We start from the raw sequence: 26,697 nt of genomic DNA, 5'->3' as shown, positions 1-26,697 counted from the left end.
AATCGAAATGGAAAAGGTTAAAACGATGAAAGATACGAACCCAGCGAAGTACCTTAGTGATGCGATGGTGGAAGCGAAGAAGAAATACGGAAAGCGCCCATTCAATATGATATTCAATCATAAGAAAAACGCATGGGATGCGATTCCTATCGTTAAAAAGGGCAACGCTGGGGTCGATGCGTATGAATTGCGCACACGAGGTTACACAAGCGACGAAGTAAGTTTCACGAATTAAAAAAAATCGCTGAAAAAGAAAGGGAGAGATAATATGACGAAGAGAAACAAAACAACGCTAATACTACATAATGCGGACATTGTCGGGGATATCGGCGAAGCATTACGAAGTGGAATCGAATTAGTACCATCGGCACACACGGAAATGGATAGAATCACAAGAGAGGACGAAGGTGCAACGCTATCGGATATGGCATTACTGAATGCGGTTGGGCGTGTGCGAGAGAGTAAGCGACGAAATAGAGCGGTGAAGATGGCGGTAGAGGTGGCGACAGCATGAAGAAACAAGGCGAATAATGGCGAAGTAGCGGATAGTAAAGTAAAGTAAAGTAGATGCGGAATTGGGCGGGGCTAAGTGTCCTCGCTCTTTTTTATGCACTATATTCAAAAACTTCAATACCGAGATTCGGTCATACGGCTCGAAAACTTTCACTTCTCGGGTATTAGGACGTCTAATTGCGTTAGAATCGCGCGTAGAGGAATTGGTAGAATAAGAGTGCTTTTAACGTTGACGTAGGGCTACTATATAGCGTATAATATTAATTAACAAAACGGTCAGTTGACCGCACAAATGAACGTTCAGCAAGCGATGAAAGAATCGTTTATATATCGTAGGTAATTGACGGGTCGGGAGTTCGAATCTCTCCTGGGACGCTAAAAAAACCTTGTTATCTTTTGATAACAAGGTTTTTTGTTTGTCTACAAATTGATGTATGTGCAAGAAGTGTAAAATATAACGCAATATATGATAATTATTATTTATTATGGATTGAAGTACATTAAGAAAAGAGCGCCATTTATGCGCCCTATTCCTCTTATTTAATTTAAAGAATCAATAGGTTTATGATGGAACTCAAATCCATATCCAGATTCTCCTAATTGTTCACTTACAATATTATAAAACTTTTTCCCGTAAAAACTAGGTTCATTCTGCGAATACACTTGTATAATGAAATGTGTTCTTCCTATTGTACTTGGAACTTTTTCGTAGATTTCATCACTTTCAATGAATCCTAAATATGTATTGATTTTGTCTTGTAAAAGTAAAATGTGTTCATCGTCAAGTTCCTCGCTTTTATTCCACTCTAAAGCATCAAAGATTGTTAAGTATACATTATCTTTATTATCCTCATCTATTAAAACTAAATCGACTTGATCCGTATCATGTAATGCCATATAAAAGCCTCCTTATTCTTCTTTTCTTATTACATTTATTTTCGTTGGTGGAATCTCTTCTAAATGTTCAAATGGTGGTTTGTTCCTACTTTTAACTATTGCACCTGATTCCGCAATTTCAGGGAAGGCTTTTTTCTGATTTTTAGTAAGAGGTGCAGTAGGTGAAGATTTTAACTCTACTAAGTCAATCTTGCCATTTGCGTCCTTGCCTCCTATATCTATACGAGTGCGTACGCCCGATTTTGTTTGTACGGTTATTTGTTCATTCAATTCAGATTTAGGTTTTTGTTGTTTTATAACCTCGAACATTTTTGTTTCGTATTCTTTACCTGCTAAGCTATTAGCTTTTAAAGTTTTCCGTTGTTTTTCTAGTGTGGCTGCTGCATCTATTGCATTGGAAACTTTTTTTGCGCCTTTGACTACTTTTATTCCCTTACCAACAGGCGTAAGCCCCGCAAAAACCATGACACCAGCACCAGTGCGTTCCCACCATGAAAGTTTTTCGCCAGTATCGGGATCAACACCTTCTATAACACGTCGTACATCGTATTCTCCCGATAACTCGCCCACTAGGTCTCTAGTAACTTTCTCTAAACTTTCACCATCTTTTTTCGAAGAAGATGCACCAGGTGATGTGTTGTTATTTTCTGAAGAAGGGGTATTAGCTATAATCTCACTTTCAACTAGATTGCCGTCGTACTCAGCATCTGCCGTGCGGAACTTTTCCGCAACTCTTTCTAATTCGGTAGCTATTTTATCGAATTCCGTTAAAACTGTGAACATTTTTGGTTTAGCTTCGTTAAACATTTGATAGAAATGTTGGCTAGTTGCTCCTGCCCAGTTTGCGGCAATATGTTCTGTTTGATTGTATAAACCATTATGTATTTGTTCTAAGGTGTACCGTACGTTCTTTACCGTCTTGGCTACTTGCTCTAGACGTTCAGGTGTTACTTTTATTTGTACCATACCATCCCTGCTTCTCCTATAATATTTTCACAAGAAAATTATACCATATCTATACATTAGCCAGTGTATGTTAAACAAGCCATGAAAGAATCGCTTATATATTGTAGATAATAGGTGGGCCGGAAGTTCGGATCTCTCTTGGGACGCTAAAAATTGATGTTTTGGTGTAAGAGATGGGGTTAGGAATAAAATAGCATAATTAATACGAGTGAAAGATTATCACAAGAAGTGATTACTTATAAGTTTCGCGTCTAGTTTGGGTTATAATTGTAGCTCATTCTTAATATCTGTAACCGTTCCTTCGATATTAAGCAGTTATATGTAATTCTTTTTCTTAAATAAAAGGAGCGCCGTTTATGCGCCCTGTTCCTCATAGTATTTAATTTAAAGAATCAATAGGCTTATGATGGAACTCAAATCCATATCCGTATTATCCTAATTTTTTACTTAGAATGTTCTAAAACTTTTTACCATTCTAGTAAGATTGAGCATCGATTGTCGGAACTTATCCCCGGCAGTGTGTTACAATTAATAGAAGCGGAAAACGAGAATCTCCAATTGACTGGACCTGTGATTGGTTAGAGGGTTTAAGAAGGTCGTATAAAAAAGGGAGATGGCGCAAAGATGGCGAGATCAAACGAGAATGATTTAACGGAGAAATTGGCAGAAGGTCACCGGAAATATGGTGATGGCAATTTTACAGTACAGAACATCGGTGATGAAACTAACCCGAATTGGACTGTTGTAAAAAATGTGAGGAAGGGATCAGCAGGCATTCGCGAGGGCGAAGATATATTAAGACTGCGATCAAAATATATAAAATAGTACGGAAATGGCCGGAGTGGGAGTTCTCATCTCTCCTAGGACGCTAAAAAAACCTTGTTATCTTTTGATAACAAGGTTTTTTGTTTAATTATTAATAAACTTTTCAAATACAAAACCATAATCTTTCACATTATATTGTTTCTTCGTATCAACAAGCCAGTTAAAGGCAATCTCGTTCATTTCTTTAAATTGCTCTGCTAAGTTTACTTGTGCGTTTGAAATACGGCTAAAGGCATTAGATGCCATATCTAAACTTTTATGTGCATATTGTAATGTAATATCGTTGTCGTATGAAATTTCTTCGATTTTAAGTAAAGCCTTATATAAATCTTTTAATTCTTCAATATGTTTTTTATGAACATCAATTGAGTAATGTTCATCGCCCATTTGAAACTTAATTTCTACATCTAAATCAATTGTTCCTGCAGTTTCAAGTGCTACGTTTTTAATTTGATATTTGCTATAACTAAAGCGGCGTAGTGTACGTTTTTTACTTGTTGCGCTTGTACCGTCTAAGTGAATTAACCCTTTGTTTGTGAAGCAATATTCATCTGATTTGGATTTAATTAGAAAGTAAATTTTCTCCCCATCTTCATGCATCACATAATCATCAGCATCGACCTTATCATAGTCTTTAGGTGTAATGACAGAACCTACATCGCTTAGTCCTAATACATCTGCCGCCATTTTTTTAAACATATATAATCCCCCTTGTAAATTAAATTCTTAATTGTACAAAAATATATTAACACGATTTTCACCCGTTGTTTTCTTGTAATACGAAAATATCTGAAAGTAAGTTAAGAAAAGTAACGAATAATTATTTTGATTCTAAATTATTTATTAAATCTATTAGTTTAAGAGTCGATTCGTCCAAAAATAACTAAAAGAAAAAAGTTGATTTTACAAGTGATTATAGAGAAATTCCGTGAAAGCACCTCAAGCGATATGAGGTGTTTTTCAATCTCTTTTTGAAATCTTACAATTCTGTAAGGTAACTGTAAGGTAGTTCGATGGTAAGAAATTGCTAATCTTTTATAATGAAGATAACAACGATAAAACGAGGAGGAAGAAATGATGAAAGGATTAGTTGTAACGGGCTTAACGGTTGCTTTTGGATTTGTAGCGTATGAGAAATTAACGTATGTAGTTGATGTTGTGAAACATTTGATCGCTTAGAGAAAACAGCCATGAGAGGGAAAGGGAATGAGTGAATGAATGGAATGGTTATTTGGAATTATAGGTACTTGTAGTGTAGTGTTATTGTTCTTTGTCCCAAGTGGTATACTTAGTTCGACAACAAGTTTGTTCTTCTTAAGTTTGTTTGCTTGTACGATGCTTATTATTATGTTTTTAATGAAGCGAAGTAAACCAATCTTCTATTTTAGCATGATTGTTATGGCAATTATTGTTCTCCAAATTATTACCCTTGTAATATACCCCACAATTATAAAAGCTTTCCATTAATGATGAATCCTCTGCGCTTGTTGCTGGGGATTTTTATTTGTACAATTTTAATTTTTAGTAGAAATTTATTCGTATTGGAATGTAAAAATTAAATATTTTCATATTTCAAACAAATAGTTTAGGGATGTTGTGTTCTCATTACGCATTTGATATATTTACTTTGAACATAATTAAAATCAAGAAAAAGAGGCGGACGTATGGATAAAAAAGAAAATACGGTCGTATTGTTTCCACAACTATCAGAGCGCTATATTGATGAAGGTTTTTTAGCGCTGAAAGAGCGGGAATTCGAAGATGCATTGCGTTGCTTTGAAATATTACGTCAGTATAATGCGGAAACGGAACAAACGGAATTAGCTTCAGTTATTTGTTTACTCGAATTAAAACGTATGGAAGAAGCGAAAGACAAATGTGAACAGTTGCTTAAAACAGGAGTTGTCTTATTTGGTGATATTCTTGAAACGTACGTAACTATTTTAGTTCAAACAAATGATTATGAAGGTGTTATTGAAACTGTTGAAAAGGTTTTACAAACGAAAGATATAATGCCTGATCAAAAGGAAAAATTAGCGCAGCTTGCTTTATTTGCAGAAGGTATGCTAAATGAGGGAGATGCATCGCTAGTGGATTCAAATTTTGAATTGGATGAGTTTACTAATGAAATTTTTGGAGAAAACTTTGGACAGAAGCTAAGAGCGATTCAGCGACTTTCGTTAAAAGACTTAGATCTTGCATTACCTGTTTTAAAGAAATTTTTAATAGACGAAGAGCAGCACCCCTATTTGAAAACTTCTATTTTGTATAAAATGATAGAAAGTCAGGTAGAAGAAGAAATAGAGGTAGAAAAGTTTGGAAATACGATTAAGGTGATTCCAGCATTTACAGGTCATAATGAGGAGCAATCCAATAACATTATACATAAATTATCAAGCCGATTAGAGCAAAATTATCCCGATATATTTGAAGCAATGGTTACATATTGGAAAGAGTTGCAAATTAGCGTTTTCCCATTCGCTCTATTAATGGATAAAGAAGAGATTTGGTCAGCTGTTTTAGAGAGAATTGGAAGAAAGCGTTTCGGATTGGCTATAGATGAAGAAGAGCTTATGGCAGCATATAATATCGAATTGGAAGAGTTTCATATTGCCTATCAATGGTTATTACGTGTTGAAAGAGAAGGATATTTGCCCGTATAATTATGAAAAAGAATCGTTCAGTTCTTGAAACGAGCATATTCTATGTTATAATGTAAGGGTTGCAAAAGGCAGAAATCTGCCTGTTTGTAAGAGAAGAGAAGTGTAATTCTCTTACTTAATATGTTTCATATTATTCTCGAACAAAATATACCGTAGTTGTCTTCTGGGCAATTAGTAGATTGGAACATTATATCTGAAAGCTTTTGCTAGAGGATTATTTGTGTATTTGTTATTTCAAAAAAGAGATAATGAAGATCTTAATCTATAGAGGTATGTGCATACATTATTATAGTTGGAGGGAAAGAATAAATGTCTACAAAATGGGAAAAATTAGAAGGTAACGTTGGCGTTTTAACAATCGAAGTTGATGCTAAAGAAGTAAACAACTCTATCGACGCTGCGTTCAAAAAAGTAGTAAAAACAATTAACGTACCAGGTTTCCGTAAAGGAAAAATGCCTCGTCCATTATTCGAACAACGCTTTGGTATTGAATCTTTATACCAAGATGCTTTAGATATCATTTTACCAAAAGCATACGGTGAAGCGATCGAAGAAGCTGGTATCTTCCCAGTTGATCATCCTGAAATCGACATCGAGAAGTTCGAAAAAAATGCTAACCTTATCTTCACTGCAAAAGTTACAGTGAAACCTGAAGTTAAATTAGGTGAGTACAAAGGTTTAGCAGTAGAAAAAGTTGAAACAACTGTAACTGACGAAGATGTAGAGAACGAATTAAAATCTTTACAAGAGCGTCAAGCTGAACTAGTTGTTAAAGAAGAAGGAACTGTTGAAAACGGTGATACAGCTGTAATCGACTTCGAAGGTTTCGTTGATGGCGAAGCATTTGAAGGCGGAAAAGGCGAAAACTACTCTCTAGCAATCGGTTCTGGTACATTCATCCCAGGTTTCGAAGAGCAAGTAATCGGTCTTAAATCTGGTGAGTCTAAAGACGTTGAAGTATCATTCCCAGAAGAGTACCATGCTGCTGAATTAGCTGGCAAACCAGCAACATTCAAAGTAACAATTCACGAAATCAAAACAAAAGAACTTCCTGAGTTAAACGACGAGTTCGCTAAAGAAGCAGACGAAGCGGTTGCAACTCTTGATGAATTAAAAGCAAAACTTCGCACAAACTTAGAAGAAGGCAAAAAGCACGAAGCTGAGCACAAAGTACGTGACGAAGTAGTAGAATTAGCTGCTACTAACGCTGAAATCGAAATTCCAGAAGCTATGATCAACACTGAGTTAGATCGTATGGTTCGTGAATTCGAGCAACGTTTAAGCCAACAAGGTATGAACCTTGAGCTTTACTACCAATTCACAGGTACTGACGCTGACAAATTAAAAGAGCAAATGAAAGAAGATGCACAAAAACGTGTAAGAATCAATCTTGTTCTTGAAGCTATCATTGAAGCTGAAAACATCGAAGTTACTGAAGAAGAAGTAACTGCAGAAGTTGAAAAAATGGCTGAAATGTACGGTATGCCAGTAGACGCTATCAAGCAAGCTCTTGGAAGCGTAGACGCTTTAGCTGAAGATCTTAAAGTGCGTAAAGCTGTAGACTTCTTAGTAGAAAACGCTGCATAATAAAATAACAAGGCACGATTTTAATCGTGCCTTGTTTTATAAATATAGAAATATATTTATAAAACTTTTCGATGGAGAAGGAAAAGTTCCTTTACAAGTCGAATATACATATTTCAAAAGTTTTAAAATTTTTTTATTTGTACATAACTAGTCATATTATTTGTATTTCTCGCCACGTAGTGACATAATATGTATTTACATACGATACATTTATCGTGTACATACGAAGGCAAGAGGTTAGCACTTTGTAAGGGGTGTGAAAATATGTTTAAATTTAATGATGAAAAAGGGCAATTAAAATGTTCTTTCTGTGGTAAAACACAAACGCAAGTTCGAAAGTTAGTGGCAGGTCCAGGTGTTTACATTTGTGACGAGTGTATCGAACTTTGTACTGAAATTGTACAAGAGGAGCTTGCGAAGGACGAAGAAGTAGAATTCAAAGATGTACCGAAACCGGTAGAAATTCGTGAAATCTTAGATGAGTATGTCATCGGGCAAGATAGCGCGAAAAAAGCACTAGCGGTAGCGGTATATAACCATTACAAACGCATTAATTCTAACAGCAAAATTGATGATGTAGAATTAGCGAAGAGTAATATCGCACTTATCGGGCCAACAGGTAGTGGTAAAACATTACTTGCACAAACGTTAGCGCGTATTCTAAATGTTCCATTTGCAATCGCGGACGCAACATCTTTAACAGAAGCTGGATATGTTGGGGAAGATGTAGAAAATATCTTACTAAAATTAATTCAAGCAGCTGATTATGATGTAGAGAAAGCGGAAAAAGGAATCATTTATATTGATGAGATTGATAAAGTGGCACGTAAGTCCGAAAATCCATCAATTACACGTGATGTATCTGGTGAAGGTGTGCAGCAGGCACTTCTGAAAATTTTAGAAGGTACTGTAGCAAGCGTTCCACCTCAAGGTGGTCGTAAGCATCCGCACCAAGAGTTTATTCAAATTGATACAACGAACATCTTATTCATTTGTGGTGGAGCGTTTGATGGCATTGAGCCGATTATTAAACGTCGCCTTGGTGAGAAAGTAATTGGATTTGGTTCTGAGAAGAAAAATGCTGATGTAAATGAGAAGCATGTTTTATCTCACGTATTACCAGAGGATCTTTTAAGATTTGGTTTAATTCCAGAGTTTATCGGTCGTCTTCCAGTTATTGCGAACCTAGAGCCACTTGATGAAGATGCTCTTGTTGATATTTTAACGAAACCGAAAAATGCACTTGTTAAGCAATTCCAAAAACTATTGGAGCTTGACGATGTTGAGTTAGAGTTTGAAGAAGGTGCACTAATCGAAATTGCGAAAAAAGCAATTGAACGTAAAACGGGTGCTCGTGGACTTCGTTCTATTATTGAAGGCTTAATGCTTGATGTAATGTTCGAACTTCCATCTCGTAAAGATATCGAGAAGTGTATTCTTACAAAAGAAACAGTAGCTGATAATGAACCGCCAAAATTGGTGTTACAAGACGGTACTGTACTTGATACAAAAACATCTGCATAATGCGAAAGGGAAACAGCAATTTTTATAATTGCTGTTTTTCTTTATGTTTAGCTACGTTCCTCCGCGGAAATACTAAGAGATAAAATATTGCGGGAGGAAATAAATAATGAGCTGGACAAATATATTTTTAGTTGTTCAACTTGTTTTTGGTGTAATTGTCGGATTATATTTCTGGCATTTACTTCGAAATCAACGAACACAAAAAGTTTCAATTGATCGAGAATCGAAAAAAGAATTAGAACAGCTTCGTAAAATGCGTGAGATTTCTTTAACAGAGCCGCTAGCAGAAAAGGTGCGTCCTACAACCTTTTTAGATATTGTAGGGCAAGAGGACGGGATTAAGTCCTTAAAAGCGGCTCTTTGTGGTCCGAATCCGCAACATGTAATCATATATGGCCCGCCAGGTGTTGGGAAAACAGCGGCAGCACGTCTTGTATTAGAAGAAGCGAAACGAAATCCTAAATCTCCATTTCGTACGAATGCAACATTTATTGAACTTGATGCGACGACAGCTCGGTTTGATGAACGTGGTATCGCAGACCCTTTAATTGGTTCGGTGCATGATCCGATTTATCAAGGTGCTGGGGCGATGGGGCAAGCAGGTATTCCGCAACCGAAAAAAGGTGCTGTAACAGATGCGCATGGTGGTATTTTGTTTATTGATGAGATTGGCGAACTCCATCCGATTCAAATGAACAAAATGTTAAAGGTGTTAGAAGATCGAAAAGTATTTTTAGAAAGTGCGTACTATAGTGAAGAAAATACGATGATCCCAACATATATACATGATATTTTCCAAAAAGGCTTACCGGCAGATTTTCGCTTAGTTGGAGCAACGACACGTTCGCCAGAGGAAATTCCTCCTGCTATTCGGTCACGTTGCTTAGAAGTATTTTTCCGTGAATTAGATACGGAAGAGATTCAAAAAGTAGCGAAAAACGCCGCGGAAAAAGTGGAAATGCAAATAGGTGAAAATGGTATTGAAATGATTGGGATGTATGCAAGAAATGGACGAGAGGCGATTAATCTCGTACAAATTTCTGCTGGTATGGCGATAAATGAAGAACGTTCTTTCATTAAAGATGAAGATATAGAGTGGGTTGTTCACTCAAGTCAGCTTACGCCGAAATACGAAAAGCACATTTATCCGATTCCAAGGATTGGTCTTGTAAATGGTCTTGCTGTATACGGACCAAATACAGGTGCGTTATTAGAAATTGAAGTAACAGCAATTCCGGCGAAAGATAAAGGATCGGTAAATGTTACCGGAATTGTAGAAGAAGAAAGTATTGGTAGTCAAACGAAATCGATTCGCCGTAAAAGTATGGCAAAAGGCTCTGTTGATAATGTATTAACAGTACTTCGTTCTTTAGATGTGTTGCCAGAAGGATACGATATACATATTAATTTTCCAGGTGGTATCCCAATTGATGGACCTTCTGCAGGAATCGCTATGGCAACAGGTGTATATTCTGCGGTGCATCGCACATATGTAAATAATGAAGTAGCGATGACAGGTGAAATAAGTATACATGGAGAAGTAAAGCCTATTGGTGGCGTGTACGCAAAAATAAAAGCTGCGAAAAAAGCGGGAGCTAAGAAAGTCATTATTCCTGCTGAAAATATGCAACCATTTTTGTATACGATAAAGGGAATCGAAATTATTCCTGTCCGTAAATTAAAAGAAGTATTTGAGTTAACGTTTATGCAAGAAAATATGCATAGAGAGCTAGATGTACATACTAACGTAGACGAAACAGATGCACAATCTATGTAAAAATAAACAATAATAAAATTTGCCAGACTTCGTTTAAGTTTGTATGCTTAATCGGAGTCTTTTTTCTTTTCGTGAGGTAGAAAAACAAGCTATTTACAATTGCGAGGAATCTCAGCAATTGCATCTAGGTGTATTGTAATATAAAATAGTTGAACAGGAGTTTAATTTATTATGGAGGTGCTATGTCTAGTATGAATACGAACGAAAGAATCGTGCCCCTCCTACCATTAAGAGGCGTTCTCGTATATCCAACGATGGTTTTGCATCTTGATGTAGGACGTGATAAATCGATACAAGCACTAGAGCAGGCGGCAATGGATGAAAATATCATCTTTTTAGCAATGCAAAAAGAAATGAATATCGATGATCCGAAAGAAGATGACATATATAGTGTAGGTACAGTGGCGAAAGTAAAGCAAATGCTAAAATTGCCGAACGGTACGCTTCGTGTCCTTGTGGAAGGTTTACATAGAGCAGAAGTAATAGAGTTTATCGAAGAAGAAAATGTAGTACAAGTGTCTATTAAAACGGTAACTGAAGAAGTAGAAGATGATTTAGAAGAGAAAGCTCTTATGCGTACGTTACTGGAGCATTTCGAACAATATATTAAAGTTTCGAAAAAAGTTTCAAATGAAACATTTGCAACGGTAGCTGATGTAGAGGAACCAGGGAGATTAGCTGATTTAATTGCTTCTCACTTGCCGATTAAAACGAAGCAGAAACAAGAGATTCTAGAGATTGTATCTGTAAAAGAACGATTACATACACTTATTTCAATTATTCAAGATGAACAAGAGTTACTTAGCCTAGAAAAGAAAATTGGGCAACAAGTGAAACGTTCAATGGAGCGCACGCAAAAAGAATATTTCTTACGTGAGCAAATGAAGGCGATTCAAACTGAACTTGGCGACAAAGAAGGTAAGGGCGGAGAAGTAGAAGAACTTCGTGAAAAAATTGAACAGTCAGGAATGCCTGAAGAAACAATGAAGGCTGCGCTGAAAGAATTAGATCGTTATGAAAAGTTACCAGCAAGTTCTGCGGAGAGTGGTGTTATTCGCAATTATATTGATTGGTTATTAGCGCTTCCGTGGACAGAGGCAACAGAAGATATAATTGATCTTGCTCATTCGGAAGAGATTTTAAATAACGATCATTACGGTCTTGAAAAAGTGAAAGAGCGTGTACTTGAATATTTAGCTGTACAGAAGTTAACGAATTCATTAAAAGGACCTATCCTTTGTTTAGTAGGCCCTCCTGGGGTCGGAAAAACTTCGTTAGCGCGTTCAATTGCAACATCATTGAATCGTAACTTTGTCCGTGTATCTCTTGGTGGTGTGCGTGATGAATCTGAAATTCGTGGTCACCGCCGTACATATGTTGGAGCAATGCCAGGACGCATTATTCAAGGTATGAAAAAGGCGAAAACAGTTAATCCAGTCTTCTTATTAGATGAGATTGATAAAATGTCTAACGATTTCCGTGGAGATCCATCAGCAGCATTACTTGAAGTATTAGATCCAGAACAAAACCATAACTTCAGTGATCATTACATTGAAGAACCATATGATCTATCGAAAGTTATGTTTGTAGCAACTGCTAATACACTTTCAAGTATTCCAGGTCCGTTACTTGACCGTATGGAAATCATTTCGATTGCTGGCTATACAGAACTTGAAAAAGTACACATTGCTCGTGAGCATTTATTGCCGAAACAATTAAAAGAGCATGGCTTACGAAAAGGTAATTTACAAGTACGTGATGAAGCGCTTCTTGAAATTATTCGTTATTATACACGTGAGGCTGGTGTTCGTACGCTAGAACGCCAAATTGCAAAAGTTTGCCGTAAAGTAGCGAAAATTATCGTTACAGCAGAACGTAAACGTATCGTTGTGACAGAGAAAAAGATTGTTGATTTACTTGGTAAACACATATTCCGTTATGGGCAAGCTGAAAAAACAGACCAAGTTGGTATGGCAACAGGTCTAGCTTACACAGCAGCAGGCGGCGATACACTTGCAATTGAAGTTTCTGTAGCGCCAGGAAAAGGGAAACTAATTTTAACAGGGAAACTTGGGGATGTTATGAAAGAATCCGCACAAGCTGCGTTTAGTTATATACGTTCTCGTGCAGAAGAGCTTCAGATTGATCCGAATTTCCATGAGAAAAATGATATTCATATTCATGTTCCAGAAGGAGCAGTTCCGAAAGATGGACCGTCAGCAGGTATTACGATGGCAACGGCACTTATTTCTGCACTAACAGGTATTCCTGTAAGTAAAGAAGTAGGTATGACAGGTGAAATTACACTTCGTGGTCGTGTATTACCAATTGGTGGCTTAAAAGAAAAAACATTAAGTGCTCACCGCGCAGGCTTAACAAAAATTATTTTGCCAGCAGAAAACGAGAAAGATTTAGATGATATTCCAGAGAGCGTAAAAGAAAACCTTACGTTTGTGCTTGCATCTCATTTAGATGAAGTATTGGAGCACGCATTAGTAGGAGTGAAACAATGAAAGTAACAAAAGCAGATATTGTAATTAGTGCTGTTAAACCAGAACAATATCCAGACAGTGATTTACCAGAAATTGCATTAGCAGGTCGTTCAAATGTCGGGAAGTCTTCCTTTATTAATAAAATTTTAAATCGTAAAAAGTTAGTGCGTATTTCTTCTAAACCAGGAAAAACGCAAACGCTGAACTTTTTCTTGATCAATGAGATGATGCATTTTGTTGACGTTCCAGGTTATGGATATGCGAAAGTGTCTAAATCGGAGCGCGCGGCATGGGGGAAAATGATTGAAACGTACTTTACAACGCGTAAGCAATTAGACGCAGCTGTATTAGTAGTTGATTTACGTCACCAACCGACAAGTGATGACGTGATGATGTATGATTTCTTAAAGCATTATGAAATCCCAACAATTATTATTGCGACGAAAGCTGATAAAATCCCGAAAGGGAAATGGCAAAAGCATTTAAAAGTTGTAAAAGAAACGCTTGCTGTTGAAATTGGCGATGAAATCGTTCTATTCTCTTCTGAAACAGGACTTGGAAAAGAAGAAGCGTGGAAGGCAATTCATAAAATGACAAAAACAAAAAACGCGTGACGAATGTCGCGCGTTTTTTTCTTTATATAAGCTGTTAACGTACGTTTAATGTAACTTCAATATTACCTCGTGTTGCTTTAGAGTAAGGACATACACCGTGAGCCGCTTCTACAAGTTCTTGTGCTTCGCTATGTGAAACGCCAGCGACATGTACATCAAGCACGGCAGATAGGCCAAAACCACCATCTGTATCTTTTCCGATAGAAACGTGAGCGGTTACTTCTGTACTTTCTACTTTCATACGTTTTGTACGAATGACAAGTTGTAATGCACTATCGAAACAAGCTGCATAACCAGCTGCAAATAGTTGTTCTGGATTTGTTGCTTCTCCACCTGCACCACCTAGTGCTTTCGGCATTTTCACATCAAGATTTAATATGCCATCATCTGAAACTACTTTCCCATTTCTTCCACCTGTTGCTGTTACTGAAGCAGTATATAATTTATCCATATTTATTCCCCTTTTCCATCATTAATTGTTTTCATTGTTTCAATTAGTTTATTTAGTTGAATTAATAAAGAGCGATATTCTTGCTCTGTAATTCCTAAGTTTGTAGCCATTGTTGTCGGTAATGAACAAGCCTTTTCCTTTAAATTTTTACCTTGTTCTGTTAATTCAATACAAACTTTTCGCTCGTCTTCTTTGGAACGAACACGTTTTACAAGTGTTAATGATTCCATTCGTTTTAACATAGGTGTTAACGTACCGGAATCTAAAAATAGACGCTCTCCAATTTCTTTTACTGTTAGTCCATCTTGCTCCCATAGTACGAGTAAAGTAATGTACTGGGGATACGTAATACCCATCTCTTCTAAATAAGGTCGATAAAAACGAGTAACCTCTCTAGAACAGGCATAAATAGAAAAACAAAGTTGGTTATCTAGATGCAAAGAGTCCTCTGTCATACATAACTCCCTTCTTATTAAGTTGTGCACAATTTAATTTTGTAAAATCAATATAACGAAAAAGAAATAAAATGTCAAATACATTGTATTGAGAAAGTGTTTGCTACATTTTGGAACAATCATACATATTTTCCTTCATGATGAAAGAAGATAGGAAAGATGATGTTATAATTTATATGGAATAGTTTCCATCACTTGATTATGAGGACTTTTTTTGGTAACGTACAAATAGAGTTATTAATTTATAATCATTATAAAGTAGAAGTTTTTTTATTAGTTTGCTGAATCTCCTTTATTACATACGGAGAATAATTAAAAAATAATCGGTTGTTCACACGATTGTCAGATTCATAAGAGGAAAGTTGTATTATGATAGTAGATAAAGTGATAAAACGGGTGAAGGGGGACATGCTGCGTGCATATTCTTGTTGTTAGTGTAAATTATCGAACAGCCCCTGTAGAATTTCGTGAGAAACTCACATTTCAGGCAGCAGAGCTAGAGCGAGCGATGACTACATTACAAAATCAAAAGAGCGTGTTAGAGAATGTCATTGTATCAACTTGTAATCGCACTGAGATTTATGCTGTTGTCGATCAATTACACACGGGACGGTATTATATTAAGAAATTTTTAGCTGATTGGTTTCAGCTTGAAATAGAAGAAGTCGCACCATATTTAACTATTTTTGAACAAGATGGTGCAATAGACCATTTATTCCGCGTAACGTGCGGTTTAGATTCTATGGTAGTGGGAGAAACACAGATTTTAGGCCAAATAAAAGATAGCTTTTTAGAAGCACAACAAGTTAAAGCAACAGGCACAATTTTTAATGAATTGTTTAAGCAAGTCATTACATTAGCAAAACGTGCCCACTCAGAAACAACAATTGGTGAAAGTGCGATGTCTGTTAGTTATGCTGCTGTTGAGCTTGGAAAGAAAATATTTGGCGAGTTAACGGATTGTCACGTGCTTATTCTTGGTGCTGGTAAAATGGGCGAACTTGCATTGCAAAACTTATATGGAAGTGGTGCTCGTAAAGTAACAGTTATGAATAGGACGCTTTCGAAAGCAGAAGTAATGGCTGAGAAATATATGGGACATGCAAAATCATTAAGCGAATTACAATGTGCATTATTAGAAGCAGATATTTTAATTAGTTCAACTGGTGCATCTGAGTATGTCATTACGAAAGAGATGATGACAAAGGTGGAGAAAATGCGCTCTGGTCGTCCTTTGTTTATGGTTGACATTGCAGTGCCACGTGATATTGATCCAGCGATTGATGAGCTAGAAGGTTCTTTCTTGTATGACATTGATGATCTGCAAGGAGTAGTGGAGGCAAACCGTGCTGAGCGTTTGAAAGAAGCAGAGAAAATTCAATTTATGATTGAAGAGGAAATTGTTCTATTTAAAACGTGGTTAAGTACACTTGGTGTTGTTCCATTAATATCAGCTCTTCGTGATAAGGCACTTGCAATCCAAAGTGAAACGATGGTAAGCCTAGAGCGAAAAATACCAAACCTTAGTGATCGTGAGAAAAAAGTTATTAGTAAGCATACGAAAAGTATTATTAATCAATTATTAAAAGACCCAATTTTAGTAGCAAAAGAAATAGCTGCTGAAGAGGGAGCGAGCGAAAAACTAGCGTTATTTGCAAAGATTTTTGATTTAGAAACGGAAGAAGTAGAGAGTCGTGCGGAAGAAGTAGAACATAAAAGAGTGTGGACACCATCCGTTCCATCTTTATAATTTGGAAGGATGATCGGATGAGTTTTTTAAATAACAGTATTATTTATCATATTGCAATTATTTTATATGCTTGTAGCATTAGTTTATATTTTATAGATTATTTCCAAAGTAACCGAAAGGCGAACCGATTTGCTTTTTGGTTACTTTCGATTGTATGGGTATTGCAGTCTATTTTTATGTTGCTTAGGGCGACAGATTCAGAAACGAATCCCATTTTAACTTTATTATCAGGGATTTATTTTTATGTTTGGTTATTGATTACGATGTCGTTAGTCATAAATCGATTTATGCGCGTTGACTTTTTAGTCTTCTTTACAAATGTTGTTGCATTTGGCGTAAGCGCTTTTTCTATTTTTACACCGCTCGGAAAGATGTCGCCAGTACTTGCAGAGCAATTAGTTTCAGAACTTGTATACGTGCATGTTGGAATGGCGATTATTTCTTATGCAACGTTTACGGTATCGTTTATTTTTTCTATTATGTATTTACTGCAATATCGCCTATTAAAAAAGAAAAAGTGGAATGCGAGATTAAGAAGGTTAGGGAATTTACCGAAGCTTGAATCTACGTCTTACGGATTAAATTTATTTTCTGTTCCATTTTTCTTACTAGCAATTTTATTGGGGTGTATATGGGGATATACAAAATTGGACAATTTCCATTGGTATGATACGAAAGTAATCGGATCTTTTGTCGTTCTATTTGTGTATTGCACAGGTTTATATTTACGAGCGGCAGATGTGTTGCAAGGTAAGAAAATTGTACAGTGGAATATCGGATCGTTTCTCGTAATGCTAGTAAACATTTTTCTATTAAGCAGTTTATCCAATTTCCACTTTTGGTATTTATAATGAGGAGAGAGAATTATGCGCAAAATTATTGTAGGGTCACGAAAGAGTAAACTAGCATTAACGCAAACAAACTGGTTTATTGATCAGTTAAAAGCGCTAGGTCTACCATATGAATTTGAAGTGAAAGAAATTGTCACAAAAGGTGATGTTATTTTAGATGTTACTCTTTCAAAAGTAGGCGGAAAAGGCTTGTTCGTTAAAGAAATTGAGCATGCGTTACTTACGAAAGAAATCGATATGGCTGTACATAGTATGAAAGATATGCCGGCCGTACTTCCAGAAGGTTTAATGATTGGCTGTACACCAAAGCGTGTTGACCCTCGGGATGCTTTTATCTCAAAAAATGGAGCATCGTTTAAAGAGTTAGCGGAAGGTGCTATTTTAGGTACGAGTAGTTTAAGACGTAGTGCACAGCTACTCGCTGCGAGACCAGATTTACAAGTGAAGTGGATTCGCGGGAATATCGATACACGTTTACGTAAATTAAAAGAAGAAGATTACGATGCGATTATTTTAGCGACAGCTGGATTACAAAGAATGGGCTGGGATGATGAAGTTATTACAGAACATTTAGATGAAACGTTATGTGTACCTGCTGTAGGACAAGGTGCATTAGCGATTGAATGTCGTGAGGATGATAAGGATTTATTGCAATTGTTAGCGCATATTAATGATGCGATAACAGAAAGAACAGTGGCAGCGGAGCGAGTATTTCTTCATAAACTTGAAGGTGGATGCCAAGTTCCAATCGCTGGATATGCAACCCTTACAGAAAACGATGCAATCGAATTAACAGCTCTTGTCGGCTCTATGGATGGCTCTGTTTTATTAAAAGAGACAGTAGTGGGTACTAATCCTGAAGAAGTAGGATTAGAGGCCGCGGACCGTTTAATTAAACAAGGCGCCAAAGAACTCATTCTTGCTGCAAATAAGGAGCAACAATAAATATGAACGCTCTCGCTGGAAAAACGGTATTGATTACACGTGCCCAGCATCAAGCGAAACAAATGAGTGTAGCAGTGAAAGAAAAGAGCGGAATTCCATTGGAAATTCCGCTTTTGCGTATGGAAGGTATGTCTCATAGGCAAATTCAACATATTGAAGAGCAGCTACATTCATACGACTGGGTTATTTTTACGAGCAGAAATGGTGTAGCTTTTTTTCTAGATAGTTTAAAAAAGAAACTACCACTAACCATTAAAATCGCTGTGGTAGGTGTGAAAACAAAATTAGAGTTAGAAAAAAGGGGCTATCAAGTTCATTTTGTCCCGAATTCATTTGTTGCAGAAGCATTTGCCGAAGAGTTTCTAAAAGAATTAAATGGAAACGAACGTATTTTATTTCCAAAAGGCAATTTAGCAAGAGATGTAATACCAGTTAAACTGCGTGAAATTGGTGTTTCTCTAGATGAGTTGATCGTATACGGTACGAAAGTGAATGTAGAAAAAAAGCAAGAGCTTATAGCAGCGTTGAAGTTAGGAGAAGTAGACATTATTACATTTACGAGTCCTTCAACTGTTACTAGTTTTGTTCGTTTACTTGAGGGTGCAAACTGGAGAGAATGGACAAAAAAATGTACAATTGCTTGTATAGGACCTATTACGGAAAAAGAGGCAAGTCGTTATTTTCCGTCTGTTATTGTGCCGAAAGAGTACACTGTAGAAGCATTACTACAATGTGTTTGTGAATCTATAAAATGAAAGAATGGGGATAGAAATCTATGAACTCTTTACAATTTAATCGTCATCGTCGTTTAAGACAAAGCGGGGGCATGCGTGCGCTTGTGCGTGAAACGTTTTTACATACGGAAGATTTTATTTACCCTATTTTTGTATTAGAAGGTGAAAATGTTCGTAATGAAGTTCCTTCTATGCCAGGCGTATATCAAATTTCTTTAGATTTATTGCAAGCTGAAATGCAAGAAGTTGTTGATTTAGGTATTCGTTCTGTTATTGTATTTGGTTTACCTGCTGAAAAGGATGAAGTTGGATCATCAGCATATTGTGATCATGGAATTGTACAACGTGCTATTCAGCAAATTAAAGGTGATTTCCCTGAGCTAGTAGTAGTCGCAGACACATGTTTATGTCAATTTACAAGCCATGGTCATTGCGGTGTAATTGAAGATGGTATTATTTTAAATGACGAGTCTCTTGCAGTTCTTGCGAAAACAGCTGTAAGTCAAGCGAAAGCAGGAGCGGACATTATTGCGCCATCAAACATGATGGACGGCTTCGTAACAGCAATTCGCCATGCATTAGACGAAAATGGTTTTGGACACGTGCCAGTTATGTCGTACGCTGTGAAATATTCATCAGCATTTTATGGACCATTCCGTGATGCTGCGCACGGTGCACCGCAATTTGGTGACCGTAAAACATATCAAATGGATCCGGCAAACCGTATGGAAGCATTCCGTGAAGCAGAATCAGATGTAATGGAAGGTGCAGATTTCTTAATCGTAAAACCAGCTCTTTCTTACTTAGATATCGTTCGTGATGTGAAAAATAACTTTAATTTACCAGTCGTCGCTTATAATGTAAGTGGTGAATATTCGATGATTAAAGCGGCAGCGCAAAATGGCTGGATTAATGAAAAAGAAGTTGTTCTTGAAAAATTAATTAGTATGAAACGTGCAGGAGCAGACTTAATTATTACGTATCATGCGAAAGATGCAGCAAAATGGTTACAAGAAGGAGGCGCTAAATAATGAAAAAGTTTGATAAATCGATTGCGGCGTTTGAAGAGGCACAAGACTTAATGCCTGGTGGCGTAAATAGCCCGGTTCGTGCTTTTAAATCTGTTGGGATGAATCCGTTGTTTATGGAGCGTGGAAAAGGCTCTAAAGTATATGATATTGATGGGAATGAATACATCGACTACGTATTATCATGGGGGCCTTTAATTCATGGTCATGCAAATGATCGTGTTGTAGAAGCGTTAAAATCTGTTGCTGAAAGAGGTACAAGCTTCGGTGCACCAACAGAAATTGAAAATAAATTAGCAAAACTTGTTATTGAGCGCGTGCCATCAATTGAGATTGTGCGTATGGTTAACTCTGGAACGGAAGCAACAATGAGTGCACTACGTTTAGCTCGTGGTTATACAGGTCGTAATAAAATCTTGAAATTTATTGGTTGTTACCACGGTCATGGTGATTCGCTATTAATTAAAGCTGGTTCTGGTGTGGCGACTTTAGGTTTACCAGATAGTCCTGGTGTACCAGAAGGTGTAGCGAAAAATACGATTACAGTAGCTTATAACGATTTAGAAAGCGTAAAATACGCGTTTGAACAATTCGGTGATGATATTGCTTGTGTAATTGTAGAACCAGTAGCAGGAAATATGGGGGTTGTTCCTCCGCAGCCTGGATTTTTAGAAGGTCTTCGTGAAGTAACAGAACAAAACGGTGCATTGCTTATTTTTGATGAAGTAATGACAGGGTTCCGAGTAGCTTATAATTGTGGCCAAGGTTATTATGGCGTAACACCTGATTTAACATGCTTAGGTAAAGTAATCGGTGGTGGTTTACCAGTAGGAGCATACGGTGGTAAAGCAGAAATTATGCGCCAAGTTGCACCAAGCGGACCGATTTACCAAGCTGGTACTTTATCAGGTAATCCACTTGCAATGGCAGCAGGTTATGAAACGTTAGTACAGTTAACGCCAGAATCATATGTAGAATTTGAGCGTAAAGCAGAAATGTTGGAAGCTGGATTACGTAAAGCAGCTGAAAAACATGGCATTCCACATCATATTAACCGTGCAGGTTCTATGATTGGTATTTTCTTTACAGATGAGCCCGTTATTAATTACGATGCAGCAAAATCTTCAAACTTAGAATTCTTTGCGGCTTACTATCGTGAAATGGTAGAACAAGGTGTATTCTTACCGCCATCTCAATTCGAAGGTTTATTCTTATCGACAGCACATAGTGACGCAGATATTGAGGCGACGATTGCAGCAGCTGAAATTGCAATGTCAAAATTAAAATAATGTATTAGAGAAAAATCGCTCTCCATAAGGGGGGGCGATTTTTTTTTATTCATAAAGTAAGCTTTCCCTACATAAATCTGTAATGACATATAGTTTGGGAGGGGGAAAAGAAGTGGCTGCAGATCATTCGTTACGATTTTCATTAAAAGAATCTGTTTGGTTCCAAAAGGGACAGGAAGTCGATGAACTTTTGTCAATTTCGTTAGATCCAGACGTTGAGATAGAAGAGCTTGATCATGAAGTAATCGTGAGAGGGCAATTAGATTTAACGGGAGAGTATGTTGCACGAAAAGATGATTCGGCGTATTCATTAAGAGAACTATCGCCAGCAAAGTCAATTGATTATGTAGAAACAAGGGAAGATGGGGTTAATGAACTTGTTCATTCCTTTCCGCTTGAAATATCAATTCCGAGAAATCGAGTGAAAGTAATTGAAGAGCTATATGTATCAATTGAGGAATTTGATTATGAATTAAAGGAAAATGGTTGCTTACAATTATTAGCGGATATATCTATTACCGGTTTGTGTGATGAAGAGAGAAACGAGGATGAAGCTGAAGAGGAAGAAACGGTGTATGCCGAGTTAGAAGAAGATTCAGCGCAAGAGGATGAAAATAGACCGGCGCCGCATGTAGAAGAACCAGCATATAAGGAATCAGATGAGTGGGAAGATTACGCATTTGAACCGTTCCAATTAGAGGAAAGAAAAGAGCAGGAATTAGAAGAAGAGAAGATAGAGGAACATGAATTTGTGGAGCGTGAAGAGGAGCAAGAAACAACGCCGCAATTTGAATTGTTTGGGCGAAAAGATTTCAAGAAAGAAAAAGCGAAAAAGCAGGAAGAACAAGAAGAAGAGTACTCACAGCGAGATGAAAATGCGCTTTATTTAACAAAACTATTTACGAAAGAACCGGAAGAAGAATTTACAAAGTTAAGAATGTATTTCGTGCAAGAAGGGGATACAATTGAATCTATTGCAGAACGTTATGAAACGTCTGTGCAAAATGTGTGCCGTGTCAATCAAACAGAAGATATATTTTTAAATACGGGGCAAATTATTTATATTCCGGTTTCAAGGGTAAAGGCGAAATAAGGAAGTGAGTGTTTTCACTCGCTTCTTTTCTTAGAGGCTATGTTTTGAATAGAAAGGGTTATTCGTATGGATATTGAATTACGAAATCACTATGAACCTATCGTGAGGCAATATAGATTGGATACGCAGCATATGGAAGAGCACGGAAGCGTAATGAAAATTTATACGAATCAAGGTCCATATGCACTCAAGAAAATAGAAGGCAGAAAGTTAGAGCGGAATAATTTTCTGCATCATATTCAATATTTGAAGGAGAAAGGTTTTTCAAATTATGTACCTATATACCACGCGACGGATGGAAATTATATTTTAAGTGACGGGACGTATAATTATTATTTAATGCCTTGGTTAGAACGTGCAGAAGGAAACGGCGAGGATAATGATCAATACCATAAAATGTTTCAGACACTTGGAACGTTGCATCAAAAAACTGTGAAGGAAGAAACATATACGGAAGAAGATTTAGAAAAACATTATACAACTATATCCGATCGCTGGGAAAATGATGGTGAGATGTTAGAAGAGTTTCTCGTAGAATCTGAATCAAAATGGTATATGTCCCCGTTTGAATTACAATATTGTACGTACTATCATCATGTAATGAGAGCGCGTGAATTTGCAACGAAGCAATTAAATGAGTGGAACGATGCGATGAAAGAAAAAGAGAAAACACGTATTACTTTTGTGCATGGTAACGTGTCACTTAATCATTTTTTATTTGACTATGAGCGAAATGGCTATTTTATTAGTTTGGAAAAATCGAAGTTTGCAACGCCTGTGCAAGATATAGTAGGTTTTTATTCACGGTCTTTAAACACATATCCAATCGCAAGAAGTGATCGGTTTGAATGGTTTCAAATGTATCAAAAAAATTTCCCTTTTACGAAAGAAGAGCAACTACTTATGTTTGCGTATATGACGTATCCATCGCAATTTATTCGGCAAATCCAGTCTTATAAGAAAAGAAGAGATAATCGCAACGAGGAAAATGAACTGCGCGGAGTAAAGAGTTTGCAACAATCGCATTGGCTCGTTAGCAATATAGAATATTTCCTGTCACAATTACAAGCTGCCCAGCAAGGGAACGGGTAAAGTAAAACTTTAATCAGCGGGTGGCTCCAACCTAACTTCTTTGCTTCAGCTGAATTTTGAGGTGGGGTCTTATTGCCCGCAAATAGCGGGATAAAGAAGATAAGTAGAGAATGCTACTTATCTTCTTTATATTCACCCGAAAAGTCATAGTTTTAAATTTATCTTGACGAATAAGGTTTCGTTTTTTACACTATTGTATATAATAATTAACAATCATATAAATGCCTTGAAGGGGAAGAGTATAACATGAAACGTCTTCAGAGAGGAGAATCAGTAGCTGGGAGATTCTCTAGATAGTTATGTTAGAAGGTAGCCCTGGAGCATCTTTTCTGAACAGAATAGTTCTCATTAGGAAAAGACGGATTTGTCCGTTATCAAATTAAGAGTATAAGCAAATTATGAATTTGTTTGTAAATAAAGGTGGTACCGCGATGTCCCTCGTCCTTTTTGGATGAGGGACATTTTTTATTTTAAGGAGGGAAAATAATGTCAAACACGGAAAAGAATTTACCAACTAAATATGATCATATGTCCGTTGAAGAAGGCCTTTATCAATGGTGGCTTGAAGGCAAATATTTTGAAGCAACAGGAGACGAGAAGAAACAACCGTATACAATTGTAATTCCACCTCCGAACGTAACTGGTAAGTTACACTTAGGTCATGCTTGGGATACAACTCTTCAAGATATTTTAACTCGTACGAAGCGTATGCAAGGTTACGATGTGCTATGGCTTCCAGGAATGGACCATGCTGGTATCGCAACACAAGCGAAAGTAGAAGGAAAACTTCGTGAAGAAGGTATTTCACGTTACGATCTTGGCCGTGAGAAATTCCTTGAAAAAGCTTGGGAGTGGAAAGAAGAGTACGCTTCTCACATTCGTCAACAATGGGGGAAAGTCGGTTTAGGACTAGACTATTCTCGCGAACGTTTCACATTAGACGAAGGTTTATCTGATGCGGTTAATAAAGTATTCGTTCAATTATACGAAAAAGGCTTAATTTACCGCGGTGAATATATTATCAACTGGGATCCAGCAACACGCACAGCTCTTTCTGATATTGAAGTAATTCATAAAGAAGTTCAAGGTGCATTCTACCATATGAACTATCCGTTAACAGACGGTTCAGGTCACATTCGCCTTGCTACTACTCGTCCAGAAACGATGCTTGGTGATACAGCGGTAGCAGTTCATCCAGAAGATGATCGTTACAAACATTTAATCGGAAAAACAGTTACACTTCCAATCGTAGGTCGTGAGATTCCGATTATTGCTGATGAGTACGTAGAAAAAGACTTCGGAACAGGCGTTGTAAAAATTACACCAGCTCATGACCCGAACGACTTTGAAGTAGGTAACCGTCATGACTTACCACGCATCTTAGTAATGAACGAAGATGGATCGATGAACGAAAAAGCTGGTAAATATAACGGTATGGATCGTTTCGAATGCCGTAAAGAATTAGTGAAAGACTTACAAGAAGCTGGCGTATTAGTAGAAATCGAGCCACATATGCATTCAGTAGGTCATAGTGAGCGTAGCGGTGCAGTTGTTGAGCCTTACTTATCAACACAATGGTTCGTAAAAATGGCTCCACTTGCTGAAAAAGCAGTAGCGCTTCAACAAAAAGAAGAAGAAAAAGTAACGTTCGTACCAGAGCGTTTTGAAAACACATATTTACGATGGATGGAAAATATTCATGACTGGTGTATTTCTCGTCAATTATGGTGGGGACACCGTATTCCAGCTTGGTACCATAAAGAAACTGGTGAAGTATACGTAGGTACAGAAGCACCAGCAGATATTGAAAACTGGAATCAAGATAACGACGTACTTGATACATGGTTCAGTTCAGCGCTATGGCCATTCTCAACACTTGGTTGGCCAAATGAAGATTCAGCAGACTTCAAACGTTACTATTCAACAGATGCACTAGTAACGGGTTATGACATCATCTTCTTCTGGGTATCTCGTATGATTTTCCAAGGTTTAGAGTTTACAGGCGAGCGTCCATTTAAAGATGTATTAATTCACGGTTTAGTTCGTGATGAGCAAGGTCGTAAGATGAGTAAATCTCTTGGTAACGGTATTGACCCAATGGATGTTATCGAGAAGTACGGTGCAGATGCAATGCGCTATTTCTTATCAACAGGAAGTGCACCAGGTCAAGATTTACGTTTCAGCATGGAAAAAGTAGAATCTACTTGGAACTTCATTAATAAAATTTGGAACGCATCACGTTTCGTATTAATGAACATGGATGATATGAAGTATGAAGAAATCGATTTAACTGGTGAAAAATCAGTTGCAGATAAGTGGATCTTAACTCGCTTAAACGAAACAATCGAGAGTGTAACACGTAACATGGATAAATATGAGTTCGGTGAAGCTGGTCGTTCATTATACAACTTCATTTGGGATGATTTCTGTGACTGGTACATTGAAATGGCGAAACTTCCACTATACGGTGAAGATGAAGCAGCTAAGAAAACGACTCGTTCTATTTTAGCTTACGTATTAGATCAAACAATGCGTCTATTACACCCATTCATGCCATTCGTAACAGAGAAAATTTGGCAACATTTACCGCATGAAGGCGAATCTATTACAGTAGCTGCGTGGCCAACAGTTCGCGAAGATTTACAAGATACGGAAGCTGCGGCAGAAATGCACCTTCTAGTTGATATCATTCGCTCTGTTCGTAATATTCGTGCAGAAGTAAATACGCCAATAAGCAAAAAAGTTCAAATGCAAATTAAAGCAAAAGATGAGGCTGTACTTGCTCAACTTACGAAAAATAGCTCTTACATTGAGCGTTTCTGTAACCCAAGCGAATTAACAATTCAAACGGACTTACAAGCGCCAGAAAAAGCAATGACTGCAATCGTATCAGGTGCAGAGTTATTCTTACCGTTAGCTGATCTTATCAATCTTGATGAAGAGAGAGCTCGTCTTGAGAAAGAACTTGAGAAGTTCGATAAAGAAGTAGAACGTGTACAGAAGAAACTTTCTAACCAAGGTTTCGTAGCGAAAGCTCCTGCAGCGGTTATTGAAGGAGAGCGTGCGAAAGAGCAAGATTACCTAGAAAAACGCGAAGCAGTTCGTCAACGTCTAGCAGATCTTGAAAAGTAAAAATATTTTTAGAGACTCA

At 37.1% G+C, this 26,697-nt stretch carries 24 protein-coding genes and 1 other annotated feature; of the genes, 19 read left to right on the top strand and 5 right to left on the bottom strand.

Features of this window, described 5'->3' with window-relative positions:
- Nucleotides 1-7: 7 nt before the first annotated feature.
- A complete protein-coding gene (locus AC3EMB_RS21985) occupies nt 8-235 on the top strand; it encodes a hypothetical protein (protein ID WP_488517268.1) in 228 nt (75 codons plus the stop codon).
- A 33-nt stretch (nt 236-268) separates the two neighbouring features.
- Nucleotides 269-514 (top strand): hypothetical protein, encoded by a 246-nt coding sequence (locus AC3EMB_RS21980; protein ID WP_488517267.1) that lies wholly within the window; start codon nt 269-271, stop codon nt 512-514.
- A 539-nt stretch (nt 515-1,053) separates the two neighbouring features.
- Here AC3EMB_RS21980 and AC3EMB_RS21975 read toward each other — a convergent pair.
- Both AC3EMB_RS21975 and AC3EMB_RS21970 read right to left on the bottom strand, forming a co-directional pair.
- Entirely contained in the window at nt 1,054-1,410 is a 357-nt protein-coding gene (locus tag AC3EMB_RS21975) for a DUF6572 domain-containing protein (RefSeq protein WP_001173693.1), read from the bottom strand.
- A 12-nt stretch (nt 1,411-1,422) separates the two neighbouring features.
- Nucleotides 1,423-2,376 (bottom strand): WXG100 family type VII secretion target, encoded by a 954-nt coding sequence (locus AC3EMB_RS21970; RefSeq protein ID WP_423115121.1) that lies wholly within the window; start codon nt 2,374-2,376, stop codon nt 1,423-1,425.
- Between the two features lie 624 nt (nt 2,377-3,000).
- On the opposite strand from AC3EMB_RS21970, the gene AC3EMB_RS21965 reads away from it, so the two are divergent.
- The gene (locus tag AC3EMB_RS21965) at nt 3,001-3,201 is read left to right on the top strand and encodes a hypothetical protein (RefSeq protein ID WP_000124460.1); all 201 of its coding nucleotides are present in this window, start codon (nt 3,001-3,003) and stop codon (nt 3,199-3,201) included.
- An 84-nt stretch (nt 3,202-3,285) separates the two neighbouring features.
- On the opposite strand, the gene AC3EMB_RS21960 is transcribed toward AC3EMB_RS21965, so the two are convergent.
- Entirely contained in the window at nt 3,286-3,900 is a 615-nt protein-coding gene (locus AC3EMB_RS21960; protein ID WP_000473869.1) for a PH domain-containing protein, read from the bottom strand.
- Nucleotides 3,901-4,419: 519 nt separating this feature from the next.
- Between AC3EMB_RS21960 and AC3EMB_RS21955 the strand changes: the two genes are divergently transcribed.
- The 7 genes from AC3EMB_RS21955 (at nt 4,420) to ysxC (ending at nt 13,858) form a co-directional block, all read left to right on the top strand.
- Nucleotides 4,420-4,668 carry a hypothetical protein gene (locus AC3EMB_RS21955; RefSeq protein ID WP_001983650.1) on the top strand — a complete coding sequence of 83 codons (249 nt, stop codon included), beginning with the start codon at nt 4,420-4,422 and terminating at the stop codon, nt 4,666-4,668.
- A 197-nt stretch (nt 4,669-4,865) separates the two neighbouring features.
- Complete coding sequence (locus AC3EMB_RS21950) at nt 4,866-5,864, top strand: hypothetical protein (protein WP_000358255.1); 999 nt, start codon at nt 4,866-4,868, stop codon at nt 5,862-5,864.
- Nucleotides 5,865-6,173: 309 nt separating this feature from the next.
- Nucleotides 6,174-7,451 (top strand): trigger factor, encoded by a 1,278-nt coding sequence (tig, locus tag AC3EMB_RS21945; RefSeq protein ID WP_353810681.1) that lies wholly within the window; start codon nt 6,174-6,176, stop codon nt 7,449-7,451.
- A 264-nt stretch (nt 7,452-7,715) separates the two neighbouring features.
- Nucleotides 7,716-8,975, top strand: a complete 1,260-nt coding sequence (gene clpX, locus AC3EMB_RS21940) for an ATP-dependent protease ATP-binding subunit ClpX (RefSeq protein ID WP_000472289.1) — start codon at nt 7,716-7,718, stop codon at nt 8,973-8,975.
- A gap of 106 nt (nt 8,976-9,081) precedes the next feature.
- Nucleotides 9,082-10,752 (top strand): ATP-dependent protease LonB, encoded by a 1,671-nt coding sequence (gene lonB, locus AC3EMB_RS21935; RefSeq protein ID WP_000119173.1) that lies wholly within the window; start codon nt 9,082-9,084, stop codon nt 10,750-10,752.
- Between the two features lie 182 nt (nt 10,753-10,934).
- A complete protein-coding gene (gene lon / locus AC3EMB_RS21930) occupies nt 10,935-13,265 on the top strand; it encodes an endopeptidase La (RefSeq protein ID WP_000097288.1) in 2,331 nt (776 codons plus the stop codon).
- Nucleotides 13,262-13,858: a ribosome biogenesis GTP-binding protein YsxC gene (ysxC, locus tag AC3EMB_RS21925; RefSeq protein ID WP_000869118.1), complete on the top strand. Its 597-nt coding sequence runs from the start codon at nt 13,262-13,264 to the stop codon at nt 13,856-13,858. Before lon ends, ysxC begins: the two co-directional genes overlap by 4 nt.
- 34 nt (nt 13,859-13,892) lie before the next feature.
- Here ysxC and AC3EMB_RS21920 read toward each other — a convergent pair whose 3' ends face one another.
- Together AC3EMB_RS21920 and AC3EMB_RS21915 are read right to left on the bottom strand one after the other, a co-directional pair.
- Nucleotides 13,893-14,309, bottom strand: a complete 417-nt coding sequence (locus AC3EMB_RS21920) for an organic hydroperoxide resistance protein (protein ID WP_000359774.1) — start codon at nt 14,307-14,309, stop codon at nt 13,893-13,895.
- Nucleotides 14,310-14,311: 2 nt separating this feature from the next.
- The gene (locus AC3EMB_RS21915) at nt 14,312-14,764 is read right to left on the bottom strand and encodes a MarR family winged helix-turn-helix transcriptional regulator (protein ID WP_016080166.1); all 453 of its coding nucleotides are present in this window, start codon (nt 14,762-14,764) and stop codon (nt 14,312-14,314) included.
- Nucleotides 14,765-15,179: 415 nt separating this feature from the next.
- On the opposite strand from AC3EMB_RS21915, the gene hemA reads away from it, so the two are divergent.
- The 9 genes from hemA to AC3EMB_RS21870 all read left to right on the top strand — a co-directional run bounded on the left by hemA (nt 15,180) and on the right by AC3EMB_RS21870 (nt 26,678).
- On the top strand, nt 15,180-16,514 hold the full coding sequence (gene hemA, locus AC3EMB_RS21910) for a glutamyl-tRNA reductase (RefSeq protein ID WP_000547868.1): 1,335 nt from the start codon (nt 15,180-15,182) through the stop codon (nt 16,512-16,514).
- A gap of 17 nt (nt 16,515-16,531) precedes the next feature.
- A complete protein-coding gene (locus AC3EMB_RS21905) occupies nt 16,532-17,365 on the top strand; it encodes a cytochrome c biogenesis protein (protein ID WP_000009005.1) in 834 nt (277 codons plus the stop codon).
- Between the two features lie 15 nt (nt 17,366-17,380).
- Entirely contained in the window at nt 17,381-18,310 is a 930-nt protein-coding gene (gene hemC, locus AC3EMB_RS21900; protein WP_016080168.1) for a hydroxymethylbilane synthase, read from the top strand.
- Nucleotides 18,311-18,312: 2 nt separating this feature from the next.
- On the top strand, nt 18,313-19,065 hold the full coding sequence (gene hemD, locus AC3EMB_RS21895; protein WP_098679244.1) for a uroporphyrinogen-III synthase: 753 nt from the start codon (nt 18,313-18,315) through the stop codon (nt 19,063-19,065).
- 20 nt (nt 19,066-19,085) lie between these two features.
- Nucleotides 19,086-20,075, top strand: a complete 990-nt coding sequence (gene hemB, locus AC3EMB_RS21890; protein WP_001087056.1) for a porphobilinogen synthase — start codon at nt 19,086-19,088, stop codon at nt 20,073-20,075.
- A complete protein-coding gene (gene hemL / locus AC3EMB_RS21885) occupies nt 20,075-21,361 on the top strand; it encodes a glutamate-1-semialdehyde 2,1-aminomutase (RefSeq protein ID WP_000712942.1) in 1,287 nt (428 codons plus the stop codon). The genes hemB and hemL overlap by 1 nt, the downstream gene beginning before the upstream one ends.
- 82 nt (nt 21,362-21,443) lie before the next feature.
- A complete protein-coding gene (gene spoVID / locus AC3EMB_RS21880) occupies nt 21,444-22,454 on the top strand; it encodes a stage VI sporulation protein D (RefSeq protein ID WP_003271973.1) in 1,011 nt (336 codons plus the stop codon).
- Nucleotides 22,455-22,520: 66 nt separating this feature from the next.
- Entirely contained in the window at nt 22,521-23,546 is a 1,026-nt protein-coding gene (ysxE, locus tag AC3EMB_RS21875; RefSeq protein ID WP_000350660.1) for a spore coat protein YsxE, read from the top strand.
- 217 nt (nt 23,547-23,763) lie between these two features.
- Nucleotides 23,764-23,995, top strand: a binding site (T-box leader).
- 37 nt (nt 23,996-24,032) lie between these two features.
- Nucleotides 24,033-26,678 (top strand): valine--tRNA ligase, encoded by a 2,646-nt coding sequence (locus tag AC3EMB_RS21870; protein WP_488517266.1) that lies wholly within the window; start codon nt 24,033-24,035, stop codon nt 26,676-26,678.
- The last annotated feature ends 19 nt before the right edge of the window (nt 26,679-26,697 follow it).

Source organism: Bacillus sp. LQ16 (assembly GCF_057784645.1).
The sequence above is the reverse complement of the archived record's forward strand: the minus strand, read 5'-3'. Positions and strand labels throughout refer to the sequence as shown.

What these genes read in the sequence shown, in the direction of transcription:
- hemL (WP_000712942.1), top strand. Translation starts at nt 20,075, where the DNA reads ATGAAAAAGTTTGATAAATCGATTGCGGCGTTTGAAGAGGCACAAGAC.
- spoVID (WP_003271973.1), top strand. Translation starts at nt 21,444, where the DNA reads ATGACATATAGTTTGGGAGGGGGAAAAGAAGTGGCTGCAGATCATTCG.
- AC3EMB_RS21950 (WP_000358255.1), top strand. Translation starts at nt 4,866, where the DNA reads ATGGATAAAAAAGAAAATACGGTCGTATTGTTTCCACAACTATCAGAG.
- AC3EMB_RS21960 (WP_000473869.1), bottom strand. Translation starts at nt 3,900, where the DNA reads ATGTTTAAAAAAATGGCGGCAGATGTATTAGGACTAAGCGATGTAGGT.
- ysxE (WP_000350660.1), top strand. Translation starts at nt 22,521, where the DNA reads ATGGATATTGAATTACGAAATCACTATGAACCTATCGTGAGGCAATAT.
- AC3EMB_RS21980 (WP_488517267.1), top strand. Translation starts at nt 269, where the DNA reads ATGACGAAGAGAAACAAAACAACGCTAATACTACATAATGCGGACATT.
- AC3EMB_RS21870 (WP_488517266.1), top strand. Translation starts at nt 24,033, where the DNA reads ATGTCAAACACGGAAAAGAATTTACCAACTAAATATGATCATATGTCC.
- AC3EMB_RS21915 (WP_016080166.1), bottom strand. Translation starts at nt 14,764, where the DNA reads ATGACAGAGGACTCTTTGCATCTAGATAACCAACTTTGTTTTTCTATT.
- hemB (WP_001087056.1), top strand. Translation starts at nt 19,086, where the DNA reads ATGAACTCTTTACAATTTAATCGTCATCGTCGTTTAAGACAAAGCGGG.
- hemD (WP_098679244.1), top strand. Translation starts at nt 18,313, where the DNA reads ATGAACGCTCTCGCTGGAAAAACGGTATTGATTACACGTGCCCAGCAT.
- clpX (WP_000472289.1), top strand. Translation starts at nt 7,716, where the DNA reads ATGTTTAAATTTAATGATGAAAAAGGGCAATTAAAATGTTCTTTCTGT.
- ysxC (WP_000869118.1), top strand. Translation starts at nt 13,262, where the DNA reads ATGAAAGTAACAAAAGCAGATATTGTAATTAGTGCTGTTAAACCAGAA.
- AC3EMB_RS21975 (WP_001173693.1), bottom strand. Translation starts at nt 1,410, where the DNA reads ATGGCATTACATGATACGGATCAAGTCGATTTAGTTTTAATAGATGAG.
- AC3EMB_RS21985 (WP_488517268.1), top strand. Translation starts at nt 8, where the DNA reads ATGGAAAAGGTTAAAACGATGAAAGATACGAACCCAGCGAAGTACCTT.
- hemC (WP_016080168.1), top strand. Translation starts at nt 17,381, where the DNA reads ATGCGCAAAATTATTGTAGGGTCACGAAAGAGTAAACTAGCATTAACG.
- AC3EMB_RS21955 (WP_001983650.1), top strand. Translation starts at nt 4,420, where the DNA reads ATGGAATGGTTATTTGGAATTATAGGTACTTGTAGTGTAGTGTTATTG.
- lon (WP_000097288.1), top strand. Translation starts at nt 10,935, where the DNA reads ATGTCTAGTATGAATACGAACGAAAGAATCGTGCCCCTCCTACCATTA.
- lonB (WP_000119173.1), top strand. Translation starts at nt 9,082, where the DNA reads ATGAGCTGGACAAATATATTTTTAGTTGTTCAACTTGTTTTTGGTGTA.
- tig (WP_353810681.1), top strand. Translation starts at nt 6,174, where the DNA reads ATGTCTACAAAATGGGAAAAATTAGAAGGTAACGTTGGCGTTTTAACA.
- AC3EMB_RS21965 (WP_000124460.1), top strand. Translation starts at nt 3,001, where the DNA reads ATGGCGAGATCAAACGAGAATGATTTAACGGAGAAATTGGCAGAAGGT.
- AC3EMB_RS21905 (WP_000009005.1), top strand. Translation starts at nt 16,532, where the DNA reads ATGAGTTTTTTAAATAACAGTATTATTTATCATATTGCAATTATTTTA.
- AC3EMB_RS21970 (WP_423115121.1), bottom strand. Translation starts at nt 2,376, where the DNA reads ATGGTACAAATAAAAGTAACACCTGAACGTCTAGAGCAAGTAGCCAAG.
- AC3EMB_RS21920 (WP_000359774.1), bottom strand. Translation starts at nt 14,309, where the DNA reads ATGGATAAATTATATACTGCTTCAGTAACAGCAACAGGTGGAAGAAAT.